The 17001-nt window shown below is 57.4% G+C and carries 19 protein-coding genes; 9 read left to right on the plus strand and 10 right to left on the minus strand.

The window, feature by feature from the left end:
* The first annotated feature begins 25 nt into the window (after positions 1-25).
* Genes J8Z22_RS19310 through J8Z22_RS19320 form a run of 3 tightly spaced genes read left to right on the plus strand, consistent with a single transcriptional unit; the run spans position 26 to position 4856 of the window.
* Positions 26-3178, plus strand: a complete 3153-nt coding sequence (locus J8Z22_RS19310; protein WP_252007656.1) for a mechanosensitive ion channel domain-containing protein — start codon at positions 26-28, stop codon at positions 3176-3178.
* Between the two features lie 21 nt (positions 3179-3199).
* Positions 3200-3922 carry a glycerophosphodiester phosphodiesterase family protein gene (locus J8Z22_RS19315; protein ID WP_252007658.1) on the plus strand — a complete coding sequence of 241 codons (723 nt, stop codon included), beginning with the start codon at positions 3200-3202 and terminating at the stop codon, positions 3920-3922.
* A gap of 22 nt (positions 3923-3944) precedes the next feature.
* Positions 3945-4856: a D-2-hydroxyacid dehydrogenase gene (locus J8Z22_RS19320; RefSeq protein WP_252007659.1), complete on the plus strand. Its 912-nt coding sequence runs from the start codon at positions 3945-3947 to the stop codon at positions 4854-4856.
* On the opposite strand, the gene J8Z22_RS19325 is transcribed toward J8Z22_RS19320, so the two are convergent.
* The gene (locus J8Z22_RS19325; protein WP_156896905.1) at positions 4850-5017 is read right to left on the minus strand and encodes a DUF6494 family protein; all 168 of its coding nucleotides are present in this window, start codon (positions 5015-5017) and stop codon (positions 4850-4852) included. The two genes, J8Z22_RS19320 and J8Z22_RS19325, sit on opposite strands and share 7 nt — an antisense overlap.
* Before the next feature lie 197 nt (positions 5018-5214).
* On the opposite strand from J8Z22_RS19325, the gene J8Z22_RS19330 reads away from it, so the two are divergent.
* Both J8Z22_RS19330 and bfr read left to right on the plus strand, forming a co-directional pair.
* Positions 5215-5406: a (2Fe-2S)-binding protein gene (locus J8Z22_RS19330; protein ID WP_028111616.1), complete on the plus strand. Its 192-nt coding sequence runs from the start codon at positions 5215-5217 to the stop codon at positions 5404-5406.
* A gap of 103 nt (positions 5407-5509) precedes the next feature.
* Positions 5510-5986 (plus strand): bacterioferritin, encoded by a 477-nt coding sequence (gene bfr / locus J8Z22_RS19335; protein ID WP_028111615.1) that lies wholly within the window; start codon positions 5510-5512, stop codon positions 5984-5986.
* A gap of 43 nt (positions 5987-6029) precedes the next feature.
* On the opposite strand, the gene J8Z22_RS19340 is transcribed toward bfr, so the two are convergent.
* The 7 genes from J8Z22_RS19340 to efp all read right to left on the minus strand — a co-directional run bounded on the left by J8Z22_RS19340 (position 6030) and on the right by efp (position 11220).
* Complete coding sequence (locus tag J8Z22_RS19340) at positions 6030-6821, minus strand: metal ABC transporter permease (protein WP_028111614.1); 792 nt, start codon at positions 6819-6821, stop codon at positions 6030-6032.
* Positions 6814-7725, minus strand: coding sequence for a metal ABC transporter solute-binding protein, Zn/Mn family (locus J8Z22_RS19345; RefSeq protein ID WP_028111613.1), 912 nt, complete (start codon positions 7723-7725; stop codon positions 6814-6816). The genes J8Z22_RS19340 and J8Z22_RS19345 overlap by 8 nt, the downstream gene beginning before the upstream one ends.
* Positions 7709-8878: a hypothetical protein gene (locus J8Z22_RS19350; RefSeq protein WP_252007660.1), complete on the minus strand. Its 1170-nt coding sequence runs from the start codon at positions 8876-8878 to the stop codon at positions 7709-7711. The genes J8Z22_RS19345 and J8Z22_RS19350 overlap by 17 nt, the downstream gene beginning before the upstream one ends.
* A gap of 77 nt (positions 8879-8955) precedes the next feature.
* Positions 8956-9234 carry a hypothetical protein gene (locus tag J8Z22_RS19355; protein ID WP_156896904.1) on the minus strand — a complete coding sequence of 93 codons (279 nt, stop codon included), beginning with the start codon at positions 9232-9234 and terminating at the stop codon, positions 8956-8958.
* Between the two features lie 124 nt (positions 9235-9358).
* Positions 9359-10324 (minus strand): elongation factor P--(R)-beta-lysine ligase, encoded by a 966-nt coding sequence (epmA, locus tag J8Z22_RS19360; RefSeq protein WP_252007662.1) that lies wholly within the window; start codon positions 10322-10324, stop codon positions 9359-9361.
* Positions 10321-10584: a hypothetical protein gene (locus tag J8Z22_RS19365; RefSeq protein WP_252007664.1), complete on the minus strand. Its 264-nt coding sequence runs from the start codon at positions 10582-10584 to the stop codon at positions 10321-10323. The genes epmA and J8Z22_RS19365 overlap by 4 nt, the downstream gene beginning before the upstream one ends.
* Positions 10585-10647: 63 nt before the next feature.
* Positions 10648-11220, minus strand: a complete 573-nt coding sequence (gene efp, locus J8Z22_RS19370) for an elongation factor P (protein ID WP_028111608.1) — start codon at positions 11218-11220, stop codon at positions 10648-10650.
* 41 nt (positions 11221-11261) lie between these two features.
* On the opposite strand from efp, the gene epmB reads away from it, so the two are divergent.
* Positions 11262-12275, plus strand: a complete 1014-nt coding sequence (gene epmB / locus J8Z22_RS19375) for an EF-P beta-lysylation protein EpmB (RefSeq protein WP_028111607.1) — start codon at positions 11262-11264, stop codon at positions 12273-12275.
* 80 nt (positions 12276-12355) lie between these two features.
* A complete protein-coding gene (locus J8Z22_RS19380) occupies positions 12356-12892 on the plus strand; it encodes a dienelactone hydrolase family protein (protein WP_252007666.1) in 537 nt (178 codons plus the stop codon).
* On the opposite strand, the gene J8Z22_RS19385 is transcribed toward J8Z22_RS19380, so the two are convergent.
* Complete coding sequence (locus J8Z22_RS19385) at positions 12889-13731, minus strand: TraB/GumN family protein (protein ID WP_252007668.1); 843 nt, start codon at positions 13729-13731, stop codon at positions 12889-12891. The genes J8Z22_RS19380 and J8Z22_RS19385 overlap by 4 nt on opposite strands.
* A gap of 181 nt (positions 13732-13912) precedes the next feature.
* Between J8Z22_RS19385 and J8Z22_RS19390 the strand changes: the two genes are divergently transcribed.
* Positions 13913-14221 carry a hypothetical protein gene (locus J8Z22_RS19390; RefSeq protein ID WP_028111604.1) on the plus strand — a complete coding sequence of 103 codons (309 nt, stop codon included), beginning with the start codon at positions 13913-13915 and terminating at the stop codon, positions 14219-14221.
* 69 nt (positions 14222-14290) lie between these two features.
* On the opposite strand, the gene J8Z22_RS19395 is transcribed toward J8Z22_RS19390, so the two are convergent.
* Positions 14291-14830, minus strand: a complete 540-nt coding sequence (locus J8Z22_RS19395; protein WP_051252288.1) for a DUF3016 domain-containing protein — start codon at positions 14828-14830, stop codon at positions 14291-14293.
* Between the two features lie 539 nt (positions 14831-15369).
* On the opposite strand from J8Z22_RS19395, the gene J8Z22_RS19400 reads away from it, so the two are divergent.
* A complete protein-coding gene (locus J8Z22_RS19400; protein ID WP_252007670.1) occupies positions 15370-16803 on the plus strand; it encodes a hypothetical protein in 1434 nt (477 codons plus the stop codon).
* The last annotated feature ends 198 nt before the right edge of the window (positions 16804-17001 follow it).

The following is a 17001-nucleotide window of genomic DNA, read 5'->3' on the forward strand; positions in this document are numbered from 1 at the left end:
CCCTGCAAACTCCCTTAAATCGATCATGTGGCGCATACTCAGTTTCTGTTTAACCCTGCTGGTTATCTCATCGGTAACCGCGGCCCCGTTTTCCCTGGAAAAAAAGCTGACCCCGGCCAGCGACAGTTCCCAACCCCTGACTCCGGCCCAGTGGCAACAAGCGACCGCAGTGGAGATTCAGCGAGCCCATGGCTTCCAGCGTCAGCTGGACGATTTTGCGGTGCTGCAGCAACAGATCCTGTCTCAGTTGCAATCCCCGGCCCAGCCACAGGTCGACCCGACTCAGCCACTGTCTCAACAGCTGTCGCTGGCCCATAACCTGCTGCAAGAGTTTAAGAGCAGTTTCGATGCCCTTGGCGACAAGGTGGATCAGTTACGGCATCGCCTCGACGCGATTAAGCAGGAACTTCAGCAGGCGGAAGGGCAACAGCAACTGGCCAGTGACACCCCCAATGTGATGCCCGAACGGCTGGAGTACCTGCAGCAGTGGCAGCAAAGCCTCAACCTGGAGCAGCAAAGCCGACCGCTGGAGCTGAAACTGACCCAACTGCGCCAACAACTGGTCCGGGCACAGCTGCTGGCCCAGGAGCGACTGATTGAGGCCCTGAACCAGCAAGCCAATCAGCAGCGACGGCAGCAGAGTGAACGGGCCCTCAACGACAGCTCCCAGGCCGTTAGCAGCAATCCGGCCTTGCAGCAGTTGAACGACACCAATGCCAACCTCGCCCGCCAGCTGGCCTCGGTCAACACCACCACCGAGACCCTGGTGCAGCAACAGCAACTGCTCGAGCAGCATTACCAGAAACAGAGACAGCGCTTAAAAGAGATCAAAGAGCAGTTTGAGTGGATGACCCGAGACGCCACCTTCGGCGCCAGCCTGCTCAAGCGACTGCGGCAACTGGAGCGTCAACAGCAATCGCCGGTACTGGATCACGACATCAGCCGCTCACGGGTGCAAAAATTTGACATCGAGCAACGCCAGGCGGACATGGAATATCAGCTTCGGCAGTACCCCACCGATGAGCGCGCACCGCTATGGCAACAGCAACTGACCCTACTCAACCAGCTGCAGTCGGCGCTGGAACAGCAGGTTGTTGAGCTGTCGCGGCTGAATCAACTGCGACACGAAGCGGAGCAACTGGAAGACAAGCTGGTGCAGCTGATCAGCGAACGCATGTTCTGGTTGCCCAACGCCCAATCCATCGACACCAGCTGGTTTTCTCAGGTCATCGGCAGCGTGCACTGGCTGCTGACCACCGATCGCTGGCAGGAGCTGTCGCGGGCCATCGATGACAACAGCGACTGGTGGTCGGTCTGGCTGGTGGCCATGGTGCTGACCCTGGTGCTGCAAGATCTGCTGCGTGGTCCCTATGCCCAGTTGCGCCAGCACCAGGCTCGCTACGTCGGCAACGTGACCCACGATCGCTTCAGCGCCTCTTTCAAGTCGTTGATGGCCGCCATGGCCTACAGCCTGATCATTCCGGCGCCGCTGATTGCCGCCGCCTGGAAGCTGCAGCAACAGGTGCAGCTGCCCTTTACCCACGCCATCGGGTCCGGCTTGTTGGCGGGGGTGCTGCTGCTGTACCTGTTCTGGCTGTTCCACCAACTGAGCCGACCTGATGGTCTGTTCATCGCCCATTTTCGGCGTCATCCGCCGCTGGTGCAGCGCAACATCGCCTTTTTCAAACAGCTGCTGTTTACCTCGGCCCCCTTATTGATGCTGGTGCGCTTCTGCCAGGAGAGCGAAGTGCCACTGTTGAGCAACAGCCTGGGCCGGGCGGCGTTCCTGCTGTTCTGCGCCGTGCTGGCGTACGCCTATTGGAAGCTGATTAAAATTGTCGATGAGTACCACATCTACCACACCAAGACCCGTCCCAATCAACACCTGTTGGAGCGGCTGGTGTGGCTGGCCCTGATTCTGGTGCCACTGGTGGCATTGGTTCTGACCGTGCAGGGCTATTACTTCACCGCCTTTTCGGTGCTGACCCAGGTGCAACTGACGGTGCTGTTGGCCATCGGCTTTATGCTGGCCCACCTGATGATCAAACGCTGGATGTTGATTCAGCGTCGTCGCCTGGCCTTTGAGCGGGCCAAAGCCAAGCGGGCTGAAGTGTTGGCCCAGCGGGAGAAGGAACGCAACGAGCCGGGCAATGACCCCCTGGAGCCGCTGGAAGATCCCCAGATCGATCTGGATACCATCTCCACCCAATCCCTGGGGCTAGTACGGTCACTGATGATTCTGGCGTTTATCCTGACGCTGCTGGGGGTCTGGAGCCAGACGCACCCGGCGGTGTTTAGCTCATTGGACGGTATTGTGCTGTGGACCAGCAACGAGGTGATCGGCGGCATCGAACAAGCGGTGCCCATAACCCTGCAATCAATACTGGCCGGCGGCCTGATTCTGGGCTTTACCCTGATGACCGCCCGCAACCTGCCCGGCATGCTGGAACTGGTGATCCTGCAGCGGCTGGAACTGTCTCCCGGCACCGGCTTTGCCATCACCACCATCAGCCGCTACATGGTGTTGCTGATCGGCACCATCTCCGCCTTCTCCACTCTGGGGCTGGCCTGGAGCAAACTGCAATGGCTGGTGGCGGCGCTGTCGGTAGGTCTGGGCTTTGGCCTGCAGGAGATTTTCGCTAACTTCATCTCCGGCCTGATCATCCTGTTTGAAAAACCGATTCGCATCGGCGATACCGTCACCATTCGCGATCTGACCGGCAACGTCTCCAAGATTCAGACCCGGGCCACCACCATCGTCGACTGGGACTGCAAAGAGATCATCGTGCCCAACAAGGCGTTCATTACCGAACAGCTGATCAACTGGTCGCTGTCCGACGCCATTACCCGGGTCACCATCAAGGTCGGCGTCTCCCGCGACAGTGACCCAGCCCTGGTCGAGGCCTTGCTGCATCAGGCGGTCAAAGAGACCCCCCATGCGCTGGCGCAACCGGAACCCGAGATCTACTTCGCAGGCTTTGGTTCCCACACTCAGGACTACGAGATTCGCGTCTACACCGATGAGATGGGCAAACGCTGGCCACTGCGTCATCGACTGCACCAGTTGATCATCAAGAAGTTCCGTGAATCCAAGGTGGATATGGCTTACCCTCAGATGGAAATTCAACTGAAAAGTAAGGCTGAAATGGTCGACAACAGTGGCAATCTGATTCGATAACTTCGTCTGCAAGGACCGATTATGCTCATCATTGCACACCGTGGCGCCAGTGGGCTGGCACCGGAAAACACCCTGGCGGCGATGGAAAAGGCCATCGAGCTGGGTGCCTGCGCCATCGAACTCGACGTCCACCGGGTGGAAAACCAGTTGGTGGTGATTCACGACCGCTGGCTGCAGCGCCATACTGATGGCCATGGGCTGGTGCACCAGTCCACCCTGGCCGCTCTGGCCAATCTGGATGCCGGTCAGGGACAGCGGGTGCCGACCTTGTGGCAGGTGCTGGAATGCATCAATGGTCGTTGCGATCTCAACATTGAACTCAAGGGGCGCAACACCAATCAGCCCCTGATTGAGTTGTTGTCCCAGGCGCAACGGCATCTGGGCTACCAACCTCAGCAGTTTCTGATCTCCTCCTTTAACCACCCCAAGCTGATGCGGCTGAAACAACAGCAGCCGGAGTTGAAAATCGGTGCTCTGACCGCCAGTTGCCCCCTGGGCTATGCACGATTTGCCGAGGAGATGGGCGCCTATTCGGTCCACATCGACGTTAATTTTGCCGAACCCGAGTTCATTGCCGATGCCAAGCGTCGGGGCCTGAAGGTGTTTGTCTATACCGTCGATGAAGCGGAAGATATGCTGGAACTGCAGCGACAAGGGGTGGATGGCGTCTTCTCCAACCTGCCGGATCAAGCCAGGGCCACTCTGGGTTCACACACCGTCGCACCGGGATACGTCTGGTCCTGAGCTATTCGAGGAGTCCATCACTATGCCGTCGTTGGCACTGCTGACCAATCAAAATGAACGTTACCGCGAGCTGTTAGCGAACGCTCACCTACCTGGAATGACCTTTGCGACCGAGGTGGCACAGGCCGACATCTGGTTGGCGGATCCGGCGCTGGCCGCTGAACAACTGGCTAGCTTGCCCCCACCGGCCTGGCTGGCCAGCACCTATGCCGGTGTCAATGCCCTGCTGGCGCCGGGGCTACCGAAGGACTATTGCCTTACCCACGTTCGCCGTCTGTTCGGCCCGCTGATGAGCGAATACGTATTTGGCCACCTGCTCAGCCACCTAAGGCATCTGCCGCAGTTGGCCCGGCAACAACGACAACGGCAGTGGCAGACCCAGCCCTACGCCAGCCTGGCCGGCACCACTCTGGTCACCCTGGGCACCGGCGACATCGCTCGACACATCGCCACCGTCGCCCGCGCCTTCGGCATGACGGTACTGGGCGTCAGCCGCAGCGGCGAAGCCAGAGAAGAGTTTGATGCCGTCTGCCGCTTCGACGACGCCAATGCCACCCTAAACCGGGCCCAGGTGCTGGTGAGTGTGTTGCCGGACACCGCCGAAACTCGAGGGCTGCTCGACGCCACCGTACTGCAGCAACTGCCGGCAGGTTGCCTGTTGTTTAATGTCGGTCGGGGCAGTGCCATCGATGAAGCGGCCCTGTTGCAGGCGCTCGATGCCGATCACATCGCCCATGCATTCCTGGACGTGTTCAAACAAGAACCTCTGCCCGCCGACCACCCTTTCTGGCATCACCCAGGCATCAGTGTGACCCCCCATGTGGCCGCCGTCAGCCTGCCGGAGCAGGTCTGTGACCAGGTCATCGACAACTATTATCGCTTTGTCGACGGCCGGCCTCTGCTGCACCAGTTTCAGTGGCAACGGGGTTACTGATCCCGCACCGGCAACTGACCTCGGATGGTGGTGGTGTAATCCAGAGACGGCAACGACAGCGTCATCGACACCTCGATGGTCGCTGCCGTATGCCCCGCTTCCACCGCAGCCAGGATCTGCTGTTCCAGCTGTTGATGGGATTTGATCCCTACTTCCTTCAAAAAGCGTCTAATAGATTGATTTAAAGCTTCTTTATCAACACTCATCATTCAGTTCCTTTCACTCTTATAGATCGACCTCACATATTTTTATAACTACAAAACCTAACTAGCGCCAAATTTACACCCAAAACGAATTGGACATGAGAATTATTAGCATTTACAATTTCCGCAAAGTCGTTAATGAGGTTCTCTGCACCATGTACGTTTGCATCTGCCACGCCGTTACAGAAAAACAAGTTCGCCAAGCGGTATCGGATGGTGCTGTGGACGTTAAGACTCTGAAGCAAAAGCTCGGTGTGGGCAGTGAATGCGGTCGTTGCATTCAAACCACCCTGGAGGTAATTCAGTCGCAGATGAACACGGAACCCTGCTACTACGAAGTGGCCTGATTCCCAAAGACTCAATAACGCCCTTGCCCCCCTCGCTTGCCTGCTTTGACAGGTCAGGCCGCTCTTCTATGCTTAATTTCTACCCTCAGCAGAAGAGCCCATCATGAAAGCGGACCCCAAAGCCTTAGCCCATCTGAACAAGATTCTGTTCAACGAACTGATCGCCATCAACCAGTATTTTCTCCATGCCCGAATGTATAAGGACTGGGGCCTGGATCGCATCGCCGAAAAGGAGTACCACGAGTCCATCGACGAGATGAAACACGCCGATAAATTGATAGAACGAATTCTGTTCCTTGAAGGCCTGCCAAACCTGCAAAGCCTGGGAAAACTGCGCATCGGTGAACACACCAAAGAGATGCTCGAGTGCGATCTGGCCCTGGAGATGGACGCCATTCCCGATCTTCGGGAAGGCATCGCCTACTGCGAGTCCATTCGTGACTTTGTCAGCCGGGATCTGATGCAGGACATTCTGGAGGAGGAGGAGGAGCACGTCGACTGGCTGGAAACCCAGCTGGACCTGATTGAAAAGGTCGGCATCCAAAACTACAACCAGGCACAGATGATCGAAGAGGAGTAGCCTGGTAACCGACGGCCGTCATCCCTGACCGCCGTCATTGGGGTTACACGTTAACGCCGTGTCCGGAGGCATTCAACCGGGTGCGGCGGTTCAGCAACAGCCGCACCGCCAGAGACACACCGGCCAGGGTGCAGACAATGGTCGCGCCCGACGGCAGATCCCAGGACGCAGACAGCCACAGCCCCAGCAGATAGCCACTGATGCCACAACCATAGCCCCACATCACAGCTCGGCCTCCGCTTAAGCGGTTCACCGCCAGTGCCGGTAGAATCAAACTGGAGAACACCAGGTAGACCCCAACCAGCTGTACCGAGAAAGTAATCATCACCGCGAACAGCGGGTAGAAGGCGCGACCACTCATCAGTGACGGTCGCCACCACAGCAGCCCCAGCACCCCCACCGTCGCCAGTGCCGGCAGTTTCAATGCCGCCCAGTCAGTCCATAGGATCTGACCGGACAGCAACTGCTTCAGCAACTCACCGCCATGGGGATCCTTGGCCAGTACCAACATGGCGGCCACGGCCGACAGCACATACAGGCAGCCAATCATCGCCTCCAGTTCGCCCTTGGCGTGTTTCTCCAACAGCGCAATCACGCCAGCCCCTAACAGGGCAAACACCGCCGGCATCCACAGGTTCACCGCCGGCAGATGCGCCAGCTCATGATTCGTGGAGGCGATGACCGCTCCCAGGGCGGCGATCTGAGCAATGGCCAGGTCGATAAAGATGATGCCCCGGGCCAGCACCTGCCGCCCCATGACCACATGACTGGCCAGCACCAGCAATCCTGCCGCCAGGGCCGGCAGCAGAATGCTGAACATGGTGAGATCAAACATCGTCAGCGCCCAGTGCAGCCAGCAGCAGGTTCAGGTTGGTGTCGTACAGCTGAAACAGATCCTCTGCACCATCGACACCCGGCCCGAAGGGCAATTGCACCACCGGAATCCCGGCCCGTTCACCCAGCCACTGCGCACCGCGACCATCCTGATAACCGGTGTAGATCACCGCCATCAGAGGCGTGGTCTGCGCCTGTTGCAACAGCTGCGCCAGGTGGCCCGTCGTCGGCGGTAAGCCCGGCTTTGGCTCCAGATCACCGACCTGCTCCATCCCTAACCAATCAAACAGATACTGGAAACTGGAGTGATAGGCGATCACCTTTTTGCCTTTCAGCGGTGCCGCGCGGCGCTCCCACTCAGCGGTGGCTGTTTGCCAGCGCTGACTGAAATCCGCCAGCCGCTGTTGGTACTGGGTCTGATTGTCGGGATCCAGTCCCACCAGCTTGGCGGTGACCGCCTCGGCGATGGTCTGCATTCTCGACGGCGAAAAATGGAAATGCGGGTTACCACCAGCATGGACGTCGCCCATGCTGCGATCCACCTTATCCAGCTTGCCCAGAGTATCGACCACCGAGGCGGTATAGAACATGCCAGGCTGACCATCGCGAACGTCCGGGTTATTGGCCTTCATCTGCAGCATCGGCAGCCAGCCGATCTCCAACTCGGCCCCGGCGCAGATCACCAGATCCGCCCGGCGCATCTTGGCAATCAGGCTGGGTCTGGCCTGCACATGATGGGGGTCCTGCATCGCCGACGTGGCGCTGAACACCGACGCCTCAGGCGCCAGTTCCTGAGCCAGAGCCGCGTACTCCGGCTCACAGGTAAAGATATTCATGGCCCATACCTGGGGCGCTGCAAGCAGCGCCGCCATGGCAGGCATCCACAGTTTAGAACTGATGCGCACCGTGAGCTCCTAATGCCATGACAAATTGCAGAGTCACGATGTGGTCATCGGCAGACTCGTAAAGATCATCGCTTTGATGAGTGTACTGGAGACGAATCGTGGAGAAGTGGCTGTTGTGCCAGGCCACCATGGCCTCAGTTTCCTTAAGCTTGCCATCTTCGAAGTGGATATGGTGATGGCCATCGTGCTCCTCTTCATGGGCCATGGCAGAGCTGACTTCGCCATAACGCAGACCCGCAGACCACTTAGGGTTGAACTGATACACACCAGACAGGTACCAACCATCGTAGTTACCCGGGATGTTCTCTTCGCCACCAGCCTGTTCGAACGGCTTGTCCATGTACAGGTATTCGCCGGACAGGGTCAGGAAGTTGTTCTTGTAGTTGCCGTTAGGCGCCCACTTATACACCGCATCCACCACATACAGGTCACGGCCGGTAAGGCTGGCACTGTGAGAGTGGCCATGGTCGGCATGAGCCTCCTCCTCGGCATGCTCCTCCTCCTCGTGCTCCTCCAGGTGGCCCTGGCCGTTTTCGTTACGCAACCAGGACAGACCCAGCTGCCAGCTGTGATCGGTTCCCCAGTCACCGCCGAATTTGGAGTACAGGTGGTAGACGCCGACGGATTTCGGGTCTTCCAGACCTTCCGCCTGCAGGTTGTCGCCACTGAAACCTTCCAGACCCAGGGTCCAGTACACGTCGGTCGGAGCCACCCAGTTCAGACGCAGGCCATCATCAAAGTAGTGGCCCCCCAGGAAGGCGCGGTACACTGCCGGACGCTCTACGAAGGAATCGGTGTGCAGGTGCTGATTGTTGAGGTAGCCCAGATCGGCGGTAAAGCGGCCGGCTCGCATGGAGAAGCCAGCGGGCAGCGCCAGAGTCTGAATAAACGCCTCTTCCAACTCCACCTCGGTGTCGCTGCCTTCGGTGGCCAGCACCACGGTGGCCTTGCCATAGAACTGGTCGTCGATGGCACCACTGAGCGCCAGTTCGGTTTCACCCAGGCCAAAGCCATCTTCACGGGCGCCCAGGGCGCGATCGCCGTCCTGATAGTAGCCATCCAGAATCACACTGATCGCTGGAGATTCGGCCGCTACGGCCACGGAGTGTGCACAGGCTACAACCAAGCCTGCCATTACAGCATTCAATTTCATTTTTTATCCTAAGTTGCACTAAGCCTCGCCCACAGGGGGGCGATAAAAATTATTTGGAATTTATGGCGAGGTGGAACTTAGGCCTGCGGGGGGGCGCGAATCTGGCTGCAGCGACGCGGTGCCAGAACCGGAGCGTCAACATCGGTGTCTTGGACCCAATCGATACCGGAAACTACAGGCAAAGTTGGCAGCGATGGCGTCAGGGACTTTCCGTGTTGATCACCGTGGAAACACCAGGCGCAGTTGACCAGATCCTTGTGGTGATCGAAATGCTGGACAGCATGAGCCGGGCCAACCAGTGACAGCACCAGTACCCAAAGCATCATCAGTTTTGTCAGAGTCGTCCTGTAACTCATGCTATCCACTAAAATCGAATTCACCGCTAATGGTAAAAGGAATCCCGCCCGGCAGCAAGATACATTCCTTTAACCCAGGCGGGCAAAAAACGTAAACAAGTGTTACTCATTATCCGTCAACAGGTTACGCCTTGATGACAGGGAAGGCGATCACCTGATCAATGTGATCGGCCTGCAACGCCAACATCACCAGCCGATCGATCCCCAATGCCACGCCGGCGCAATCGGGGAAGCCAGCCCGCAACGCCTCGATAAGGTGCATATCGATAGGACGGATCGGCAATCCATGCTGGCTGCGATAGGCATTATCCCGCTCAAACCGGGCCAGTTGCTCATCACCGTCGCTGAGTTCATGAAAACCGTTGGCCAGCTCAACGCCCTTGAAGTACACCTCGAACCGCTCCGCCACCCTGGGATCTTGCTGGCTGATGCGGGCCAGCGCCGCTTGCGAGGCAGGGAAATCGTATACGAAACACGGCTGCTGCTGACCGATGGCCGGCTCAACCACCACCGAAAACAGCAGTTGCAGCAAGGTGTCCACCTCCTGCTCCTGCTCAGCCAGATCCCCCAGGCCATGCTGATGACAACAGTGACGCAGAGTCGCCAAATCCCGCCGCAGCGGATCGACCCCGACGTGATCCAGGAACGCTTGTTGGTAGGTAAGGCGATCGGCACTGGCCGTGCCCAGCACCAACTCTAGCAACGCCGCCATCTCATCCATCAAACGGTGATGATCAAAACCGGGCCGGTACCACTCCAACATGGTGAACTCGGGGTTATGAAATCGGCCGGCCTCTTCATTACGGAAACTTTTACCCAGCTGAAAGATAGGGCCGCTGCCCGCTGCCAGCAGGCGCTTCATATGAAACTCCGGCGACGTCACCAGATACAGATCCACACCGTCAGCCATTCCCGGGCCGACGAAGTGGGTATTGAAGCTGTGCAGGTGCACGTCGGTTACCGCTGCCTGAGACAGAGCCGGGGTCTCCACCTCCAGCACGCCCCTGGACTCAAAAAAGCCACGAATGGTGGCCATTAGGCTGCTGCGCCGTTTCAGCATCCGAATCTCGGCACTGGGTTGCCAGCTCATCGCACCATCCCCTCTTTGCCGTCACAACGACAGCCGGATCCCACCGGCAACTCTCCCCAGATCACACAACGACTGCCATCGGTCGCCTCGCACTCTGCCCCCAAGGCCTCGCGTTGCCCCAGGCCGGTTGAGATTTTAGGCGCTTGCTGTTCGATGGCGCTCTGTCTGGCCATGCGGGCCTGGTGGAGCTCCGCCTGCTCCGGCGTCATCGGTGCCTGGCACCCAGCCACTAGCAACAACAGTAAATATGGAAATCTCATCTCACTCTCCACAACAAAAAAAGCGGGCCTGAGCCCGCTTCTGATCTGGTTGGCACCACGGCGTTACTTGGTGCGAACGCGCTCGACGTATTCGCCGGTACGGGTGTCCACTTTCACCACTTCGCCAATCTGAATGAACAGCGGCACGCGCACGACGGCGCCGGTGGCCAGGGTAGCAGGCTTGCCGCCGGTTCCCTGAGTGTCACCCTTAAGACCCGGGTCGGTCTCGGTGACTTCCAGGCTAACGAAGTTAGGCGGAGTCACCACAATCGGGTTATCGTCCCACACGGTAATGGTGCACACATCCTGCTCAACCAGCCACTTTTCCGCATCGGCTACCGCTTTCGCGTCCGCCGCAACCTGCTCAAAAGTGTCGTTGTTCATGAAGTGCCAGAACTCGCCATCGTTGTACAGGTAGGCCAGTTCATGATCCATTACGTCGGCTGCGGTCACGGATTCACCAGACTTGAAGGTTTTCTCCAGGACTTTGCCAGACAGTAATTTGCGAATTTTCACCCGGTTAAAGGCTTGGCCCTTACCCGGTTTTACAAACTCGTTCTCAATGATGTTGCACGGCTCGCCATCCAGCATTATCTTAAGGCCGGAGCGAAATTCGTTCGTTGAGTAAGAAGCCATTATTTTCTCTTCCAACAGGTCGTTTTGACGTCTAACGGTAAATGATAACCCGAAATCCCCTAAATTTGCACGATTGCTGGCAACAGGAGTTGGCACAAGCGTACACAGATCCCAAACTTCTGCTTCAGGCACTGGATCTCGACCCCGCTGATTTTGAGCAACACATCGCCGCCCGGCGCCTGTTTCCTATGCGGGTACCGCGCCCTTTTGTGGCCGCCATGGAACCGGGAAATCCCCGGGATCCACTGTTGCTGCAGGTGCTGCCTCAGTCCGAAGAGTTCGACACCGTCCCCGGATTCAGCCCCGACCCGCTGCAGGAGCAACAGGCGGCGGTGCCCGGCATCCTGCACAAGTACCGCAGTCGAGCGCTGTTGATGCTCAAAGGCGGCTGTGCGGTAAACTGCCGTTACTGTTTTCGGCGTCATTTTCCTTATCAGGACAATCAGCTTGGCGGCCAGGCCCTGGATCAGGCCCTGGCGTATCTGCAGCAGGACACCAATCTCAATGAGGTGATCCTGTCCGGTGGCGACCCGTTGATGGCCAAAGACGATCATCTGGCCCGGCTGGTTCGGCGGTTGCAAGCCAACCCCAACTTGACCCGGCTGCGAATCCACAGCCGGTTGCCGGTGGTGATTCCCGCCCGCCTGACTCCCCAACTGACTGAATTGCTGGCAGGCACCCGCCTGAAGGCGGTGCTGGTACTGCACATCAATCATGCCAATGAGATCGGCGAGGCGCTGACCAACCGGCTTAAGCCCCTGCAGCAGGCCGGGGTGACCCTGCTGAATCAATCGGTGCTGCTGAAAGGGATCAACGATACGGTCGCCGCCCAGGTTGCGCTGAGCGAATCCCTGTTTGCCGCCGGCATCCTGCCTTACTATTTGCACCTGCTGGACAAGGTGGACGGCGCCGCCCACTACGACCTGGCCCAAAGCCGGGCACGGCAACTGATGGCCGAGATGCTCGATGCCCTGCCCGGGTTTCTGGTGCCCAGGCTGGTGCGGGAAGTCGGCGGACGAACCAGCAAGACCCCCATCGACCTGCAACTGAACTGAGTGCCGCAGCGGCGAACGCCGAATCCCCGCTGTGGCCATTTTCTTGTACAATCGCGGCAACACACCTTGGAGGACACCGCATGTCTCTGCTTTGGGTCACCGATATCTGGGGCCAACACTCTACTTTGACAGCCAGCCTTGAGCGGCTCAACGACGTGGCCGGCGACTGTCAGCTTCTGGACCCCTATGCCGGCCAGCCGTTTGCCTTTGCCGACGAACAGCAGGCCCACGACTATTTCCTGTGCCGCTGCAGCAAGCCGGGCTACGTCGACAAACTGGAAGCCTGGCTGGAAGACCATTCCGAGCCGGTAACCCTGCTGGGGTTCAGCGCCGGCGCCAATGCCATTGCACAACTGCTGCAACGCCGCACCTTCCCTCAGGTACAACGGGTACTGCTGATCTATGGCCGCGAACTTCCACAGCAACCGCTGCCGGTAACCAGCCATCTGCTGCTGTGTCAGAACGACCTCGGTGACAAAGACACCGCGCTGGCCTGGCCCGCCTCGGTACACATCAGCACCGCCGGTCACGGCTTTATGAACCCGCGCAGCCCCAACTACGACTCACAGGCCGCCGAAGCAGGCTGGCGCTGGATTCAGGAGACAATCACCGCTTAATCGGTGGCCACGCAGGCCTGCTGCCAGCAGTTGGTGACCGTCAGTCCCTGCTGTTTCAATAGAGCCGGAATACTCTGCTCCCCGACCAGATGACCGGCTCCGACCACCACAAACAAACGATCGTCCTGAGTCAGCCAATCGCTCAGAGTACGGGCCATGCCCTGATTTCGGTTCACCATCAACGCCTGCCAGGCTTCCGGCTCCTGGGCCATATCGTCGTAGGTCAATCGCGCCAGGGTTTTCTGATCGCCACTGCGCCAGGCCTGAATCAGCTCATCGACGTCCATGGGCTCCATCGCCCCCTCCAGCATGGCATGCTGAGTGTCTGTGGACAGACCATCGAACACCCGCAACTGCAACGCCATCCCTTCCAATTCCCACAGGCTCTTGCTGCCCAGACGATTGGAGAAATAGTGCTCGACGCCCTGATCCGAATGGAAACCGGAGTTGGCCATCTCCGCCATCAGTAACTGTGAACTGAGGATCCACGGCGCCAGAGCGGGATCGCATTGCATCGCCCGGCTCTGACAAAACTGGCTCAGTTTACTGGCCAATGGCGCCGGTAACGGCTGCTTGGCAAACAGGTAAGGCTGCAACTTTTGCGGCAGCTGAGGATCATTGGTATCGGCTTCCAGCGCCAGCACCGCAGACTCGGCAAACGCTTGCTCGATCACCTCGGCAAAGGGATAGAAATCCGGCTGCCCCACGTGTACCGACCCCAGTAACCACGCCTGCCCCTGTTCACCACTGACCAGAAAAAAAGGCGGCTTGTCCGTTGGCGCCGCCACCGCCGCCGCTGCCACACAGACTGCCCATATCGCTCCCAGCAACCGCTTCATCACGTCTCCCATTCTCTATACGTTGTCGACAGCCAAAGGGACCGCCGCTGCCACTATCGCACTATCCGTACGCCCGAGACCAGCCCGAAGCCGCCTCAAAACGGTTTCATTTACTGCGATTTCACTGGATAATCAACCTCAGACACCCTTTATGTACTTCCACCAATTACAGAGGCCCCCGATGCCGTACACCAATGTCATTGCCCAGTTTAAAGCCAGCTTCCAGCAAGCCTACCGTCAGGTAGTGGATGCCGACGCTCATCTGGACAAGCTGCAACAGGATGGCCACGGAAAGTTTAAACGCATTTTTACTGCCGAGCAGGGCTTTAAAGCCGATGCCACTCGGTTTATGCCCTACCTGGAGGAGATTGTCGGCGAATTCGACGTCTTTGAAGCGGCCCCGTCGGCGCAACAACTGCCGCCACTGGTGAAAAAGCTGGAACTGCTGCTCAGCACCCTGGCTCAGTTCAAGCAGAGCCTGAAAGCCTAAACCCAACAGCCGCAGCAACAAAAAAGCCGGAGTCTGACTCCGGCTGAGGGTGTGCGACGGTTCCAGCTATCAACGACTGGCCAGGGTCTCAGGCAGGTCGTTGTCGACCCAGCGCTCTATCATCCGCAATTCATAGTGCAGGGCCTCGCTCTGGTACCGCATCCTGGATGCGGTGTTCTCAAAATTCAGCTCCCGAATCTCCACCGTATCCGAGGCGATCGCTTTGCCGTCGCGATCGTTCAGCGTCCACTGAAAGCTAATGCCCGGCGGGTAGATGCTTTTGACCACGCGAATGTCGTTGGCAGTGGCACCGAATGAGGGACGCACATCGCCAGCCAGGTCCAGGTCCGTAACCACAATGGTCAGGGTTTCCCCTTCCGCCAGAGTCGGCTGCAGACGCTTCTGAAACTCCTTGCCCAAAGTGGCGAAGACATGGTTCTCATACCGATCCTGACGGCCGGAACTGGCTCGAACGTCTCGGTAATCATCAGGGCTCTGCCACACCACGGTCACCGGGCCATCTTGAGTTGGCCACTGCTGATCATCGCCGTCGGCGGCGCTTACCATAGGGCTCATGACCAACACCATCAGCCAAGCAAACACTCTCATATCGATCCCCTTTTCGGACTTAAACTGCGCTATTCACAATGATTAGAGCCAATTGAACAAAAAAAATTCAATTCACATCGGCAAATAATTGCGAAACCGATCGCCCAGTTAAGGAGCAGTTCAGAAATACGAGCTCGACAGCCAAGGCCATGAAAGCCAGGTGAATCGGCGCGCGGCCGGGTAACTTCCAATCTCCTTAAGAATGACCTGCTGATCGGTGCGATCGGCACTGACCAACGGCAGCGGATATCAGTGGTTCTAGGCCGCCCTCATCCTGCCGCACTGACCTCAGTTAAAAAGCGGACATCCTATTAATGAGCAAGAACTCTAAATTGAGTTGTAATTGCTTGACCGACAAACTACAACACCCTATTGTCAGCCACTAAATTACAATATTTACAACAATATTAAAGTCTAACCGATTAACTATTTAGAGCTTCTAAAATCAATTAAAACATTAAACCGTGACGCTAAGATTGATTTTTAATCACACAACATAAGATCAACATTATTTTGTTTTCAATTCCAGGTACTACTTAATGAAAGTCTGTTCAAAACTGTTTCTATTAAGCGCAATTGCGGCCACTTTAACTGGCTGCGGCGGCGGTGGTGGCAGCGCTTCACCGGCGCTGAATATCAGCGGCAAAGCCATTGATGGTTACATCAGCGGCGCCACGGTTTATCTCGACCTGAACTTCAACAAACGGCTCGACAGCAACGAACCCAGCGCCGTCACCGAGACGCAGGGCGAGTTCGATCTGTCCGTTCCCGAAATCTACAAACAATGCGCCCAGTACGTGCCCGTGGTGGTCGACGTGCCCGTCGGCGCCATCGACTCCGACTTTCCCGATACCCCCATCGAAGAAGCCTACTCCATGGTGTTCCCGCCGCAGTTTGCACTGAGCACCGATCAGGATCTGCTCAACCTGACGCCACTGACTTCCGTGGTCTGGAGCCAGGTTGAACAGGAGTTGGCCGACAACCGAAGTGGCGAACTCAGCTGTGACTCCCTGTTAAAAGAACAGGCTCTGCGGGAAGAGATTGCCCAGCGGCTGCAGGAACAGGAGTGGCGGGTAGCCAACCGCTACAACGTCACCGTGGATGAGTTGTACAGTGATTACATCGCCAGCAACAACGACGCCCTGCATCAATTGGCCCAGGACTTGGTTCCCGGACTGCAGAAATCCTATGAACAGACGGTGGCACTATTAAAGCAATACCCCAACGCTGAACTGGCTTGGGTAGAATTTTTCCTTGGCATTTGGGACAGCCACAATAATAACTACGACGATCAATGGTACCGATATGAAATGGTACAAACATCCAGTGGTAACTTTAATTCCATCACTCATGTAATGTCTGAGGATCTGGAAACCAAATTGCAGCTTCATAATAAAGAAAGCATGGTGACCACCCAACGAGATGGCGTCAACATTGAGCAAACTCTCACCCTGGAAAAAGGCACCAGTAACTATCACTGTGCCATCAGCGAGTGGCTCGAAACCCTGACGGCAGACTCTTCCGGCGTGCGCAATACCCTCTACGCCGAAGTGGCGGACTGGCCATCTTGTAATGCCGCTCAGGTTGTCGGCGAGGTGACTCAGGCCCTGGTCACCAAAAACTACCAGGACGGTGCCCTGCTCAGCTACACCGAACACACCTATAACCCCGGCAACGACAGCGGCTTTACCGATCTGATTGGCGTAACCGATACAGTAACCGCGGCAGACCTGAGTCCAGTTCGCGATGCCATCGACACGGATTTCTACAGCGAACAAGGCCACGGCGCGGATCACTGGTCTCGAGTGAGAAACGAGTTCAGCGACCAACCGTCGCAGCCGTCCCAGATCATGACCAGCCATAACAACGACGGCCAATGGCAGCGACAAACCAACTACCGCAACGGCACCCATAAAACCGAGTGTGGCGACTCAGAGCAAACCCTCAGCGAGAGTCAGTGCCAGGGCAACTAACTGGACTGGTCACCACAATGCCCCGCTGGCGGGCATTGTGGTGACTCCACACTGTTTGCTGCCCCCTGAGGCCTGATTGCACTCCTCAGTTTGAGTAATTCTTTCTACGTTTCCCTTCCAAAAGTTTATTAACACTGGATATGCACAAACAGCAAATCCATTATGCAATTCCCGTCTAAATAAACCTAAATCCCGATT

The organism is Ferrimonas sp. SCSIO 43195 (assembly GCF_023716685.1).
Taxonomy (GTDB): domain Bacteria; phylum Pseudomonadota; class Gammaproteobacteria; order Enterobacterales; family Shewanellaceae; genus Ferrimonas; species Ferrimonas kyonanensis.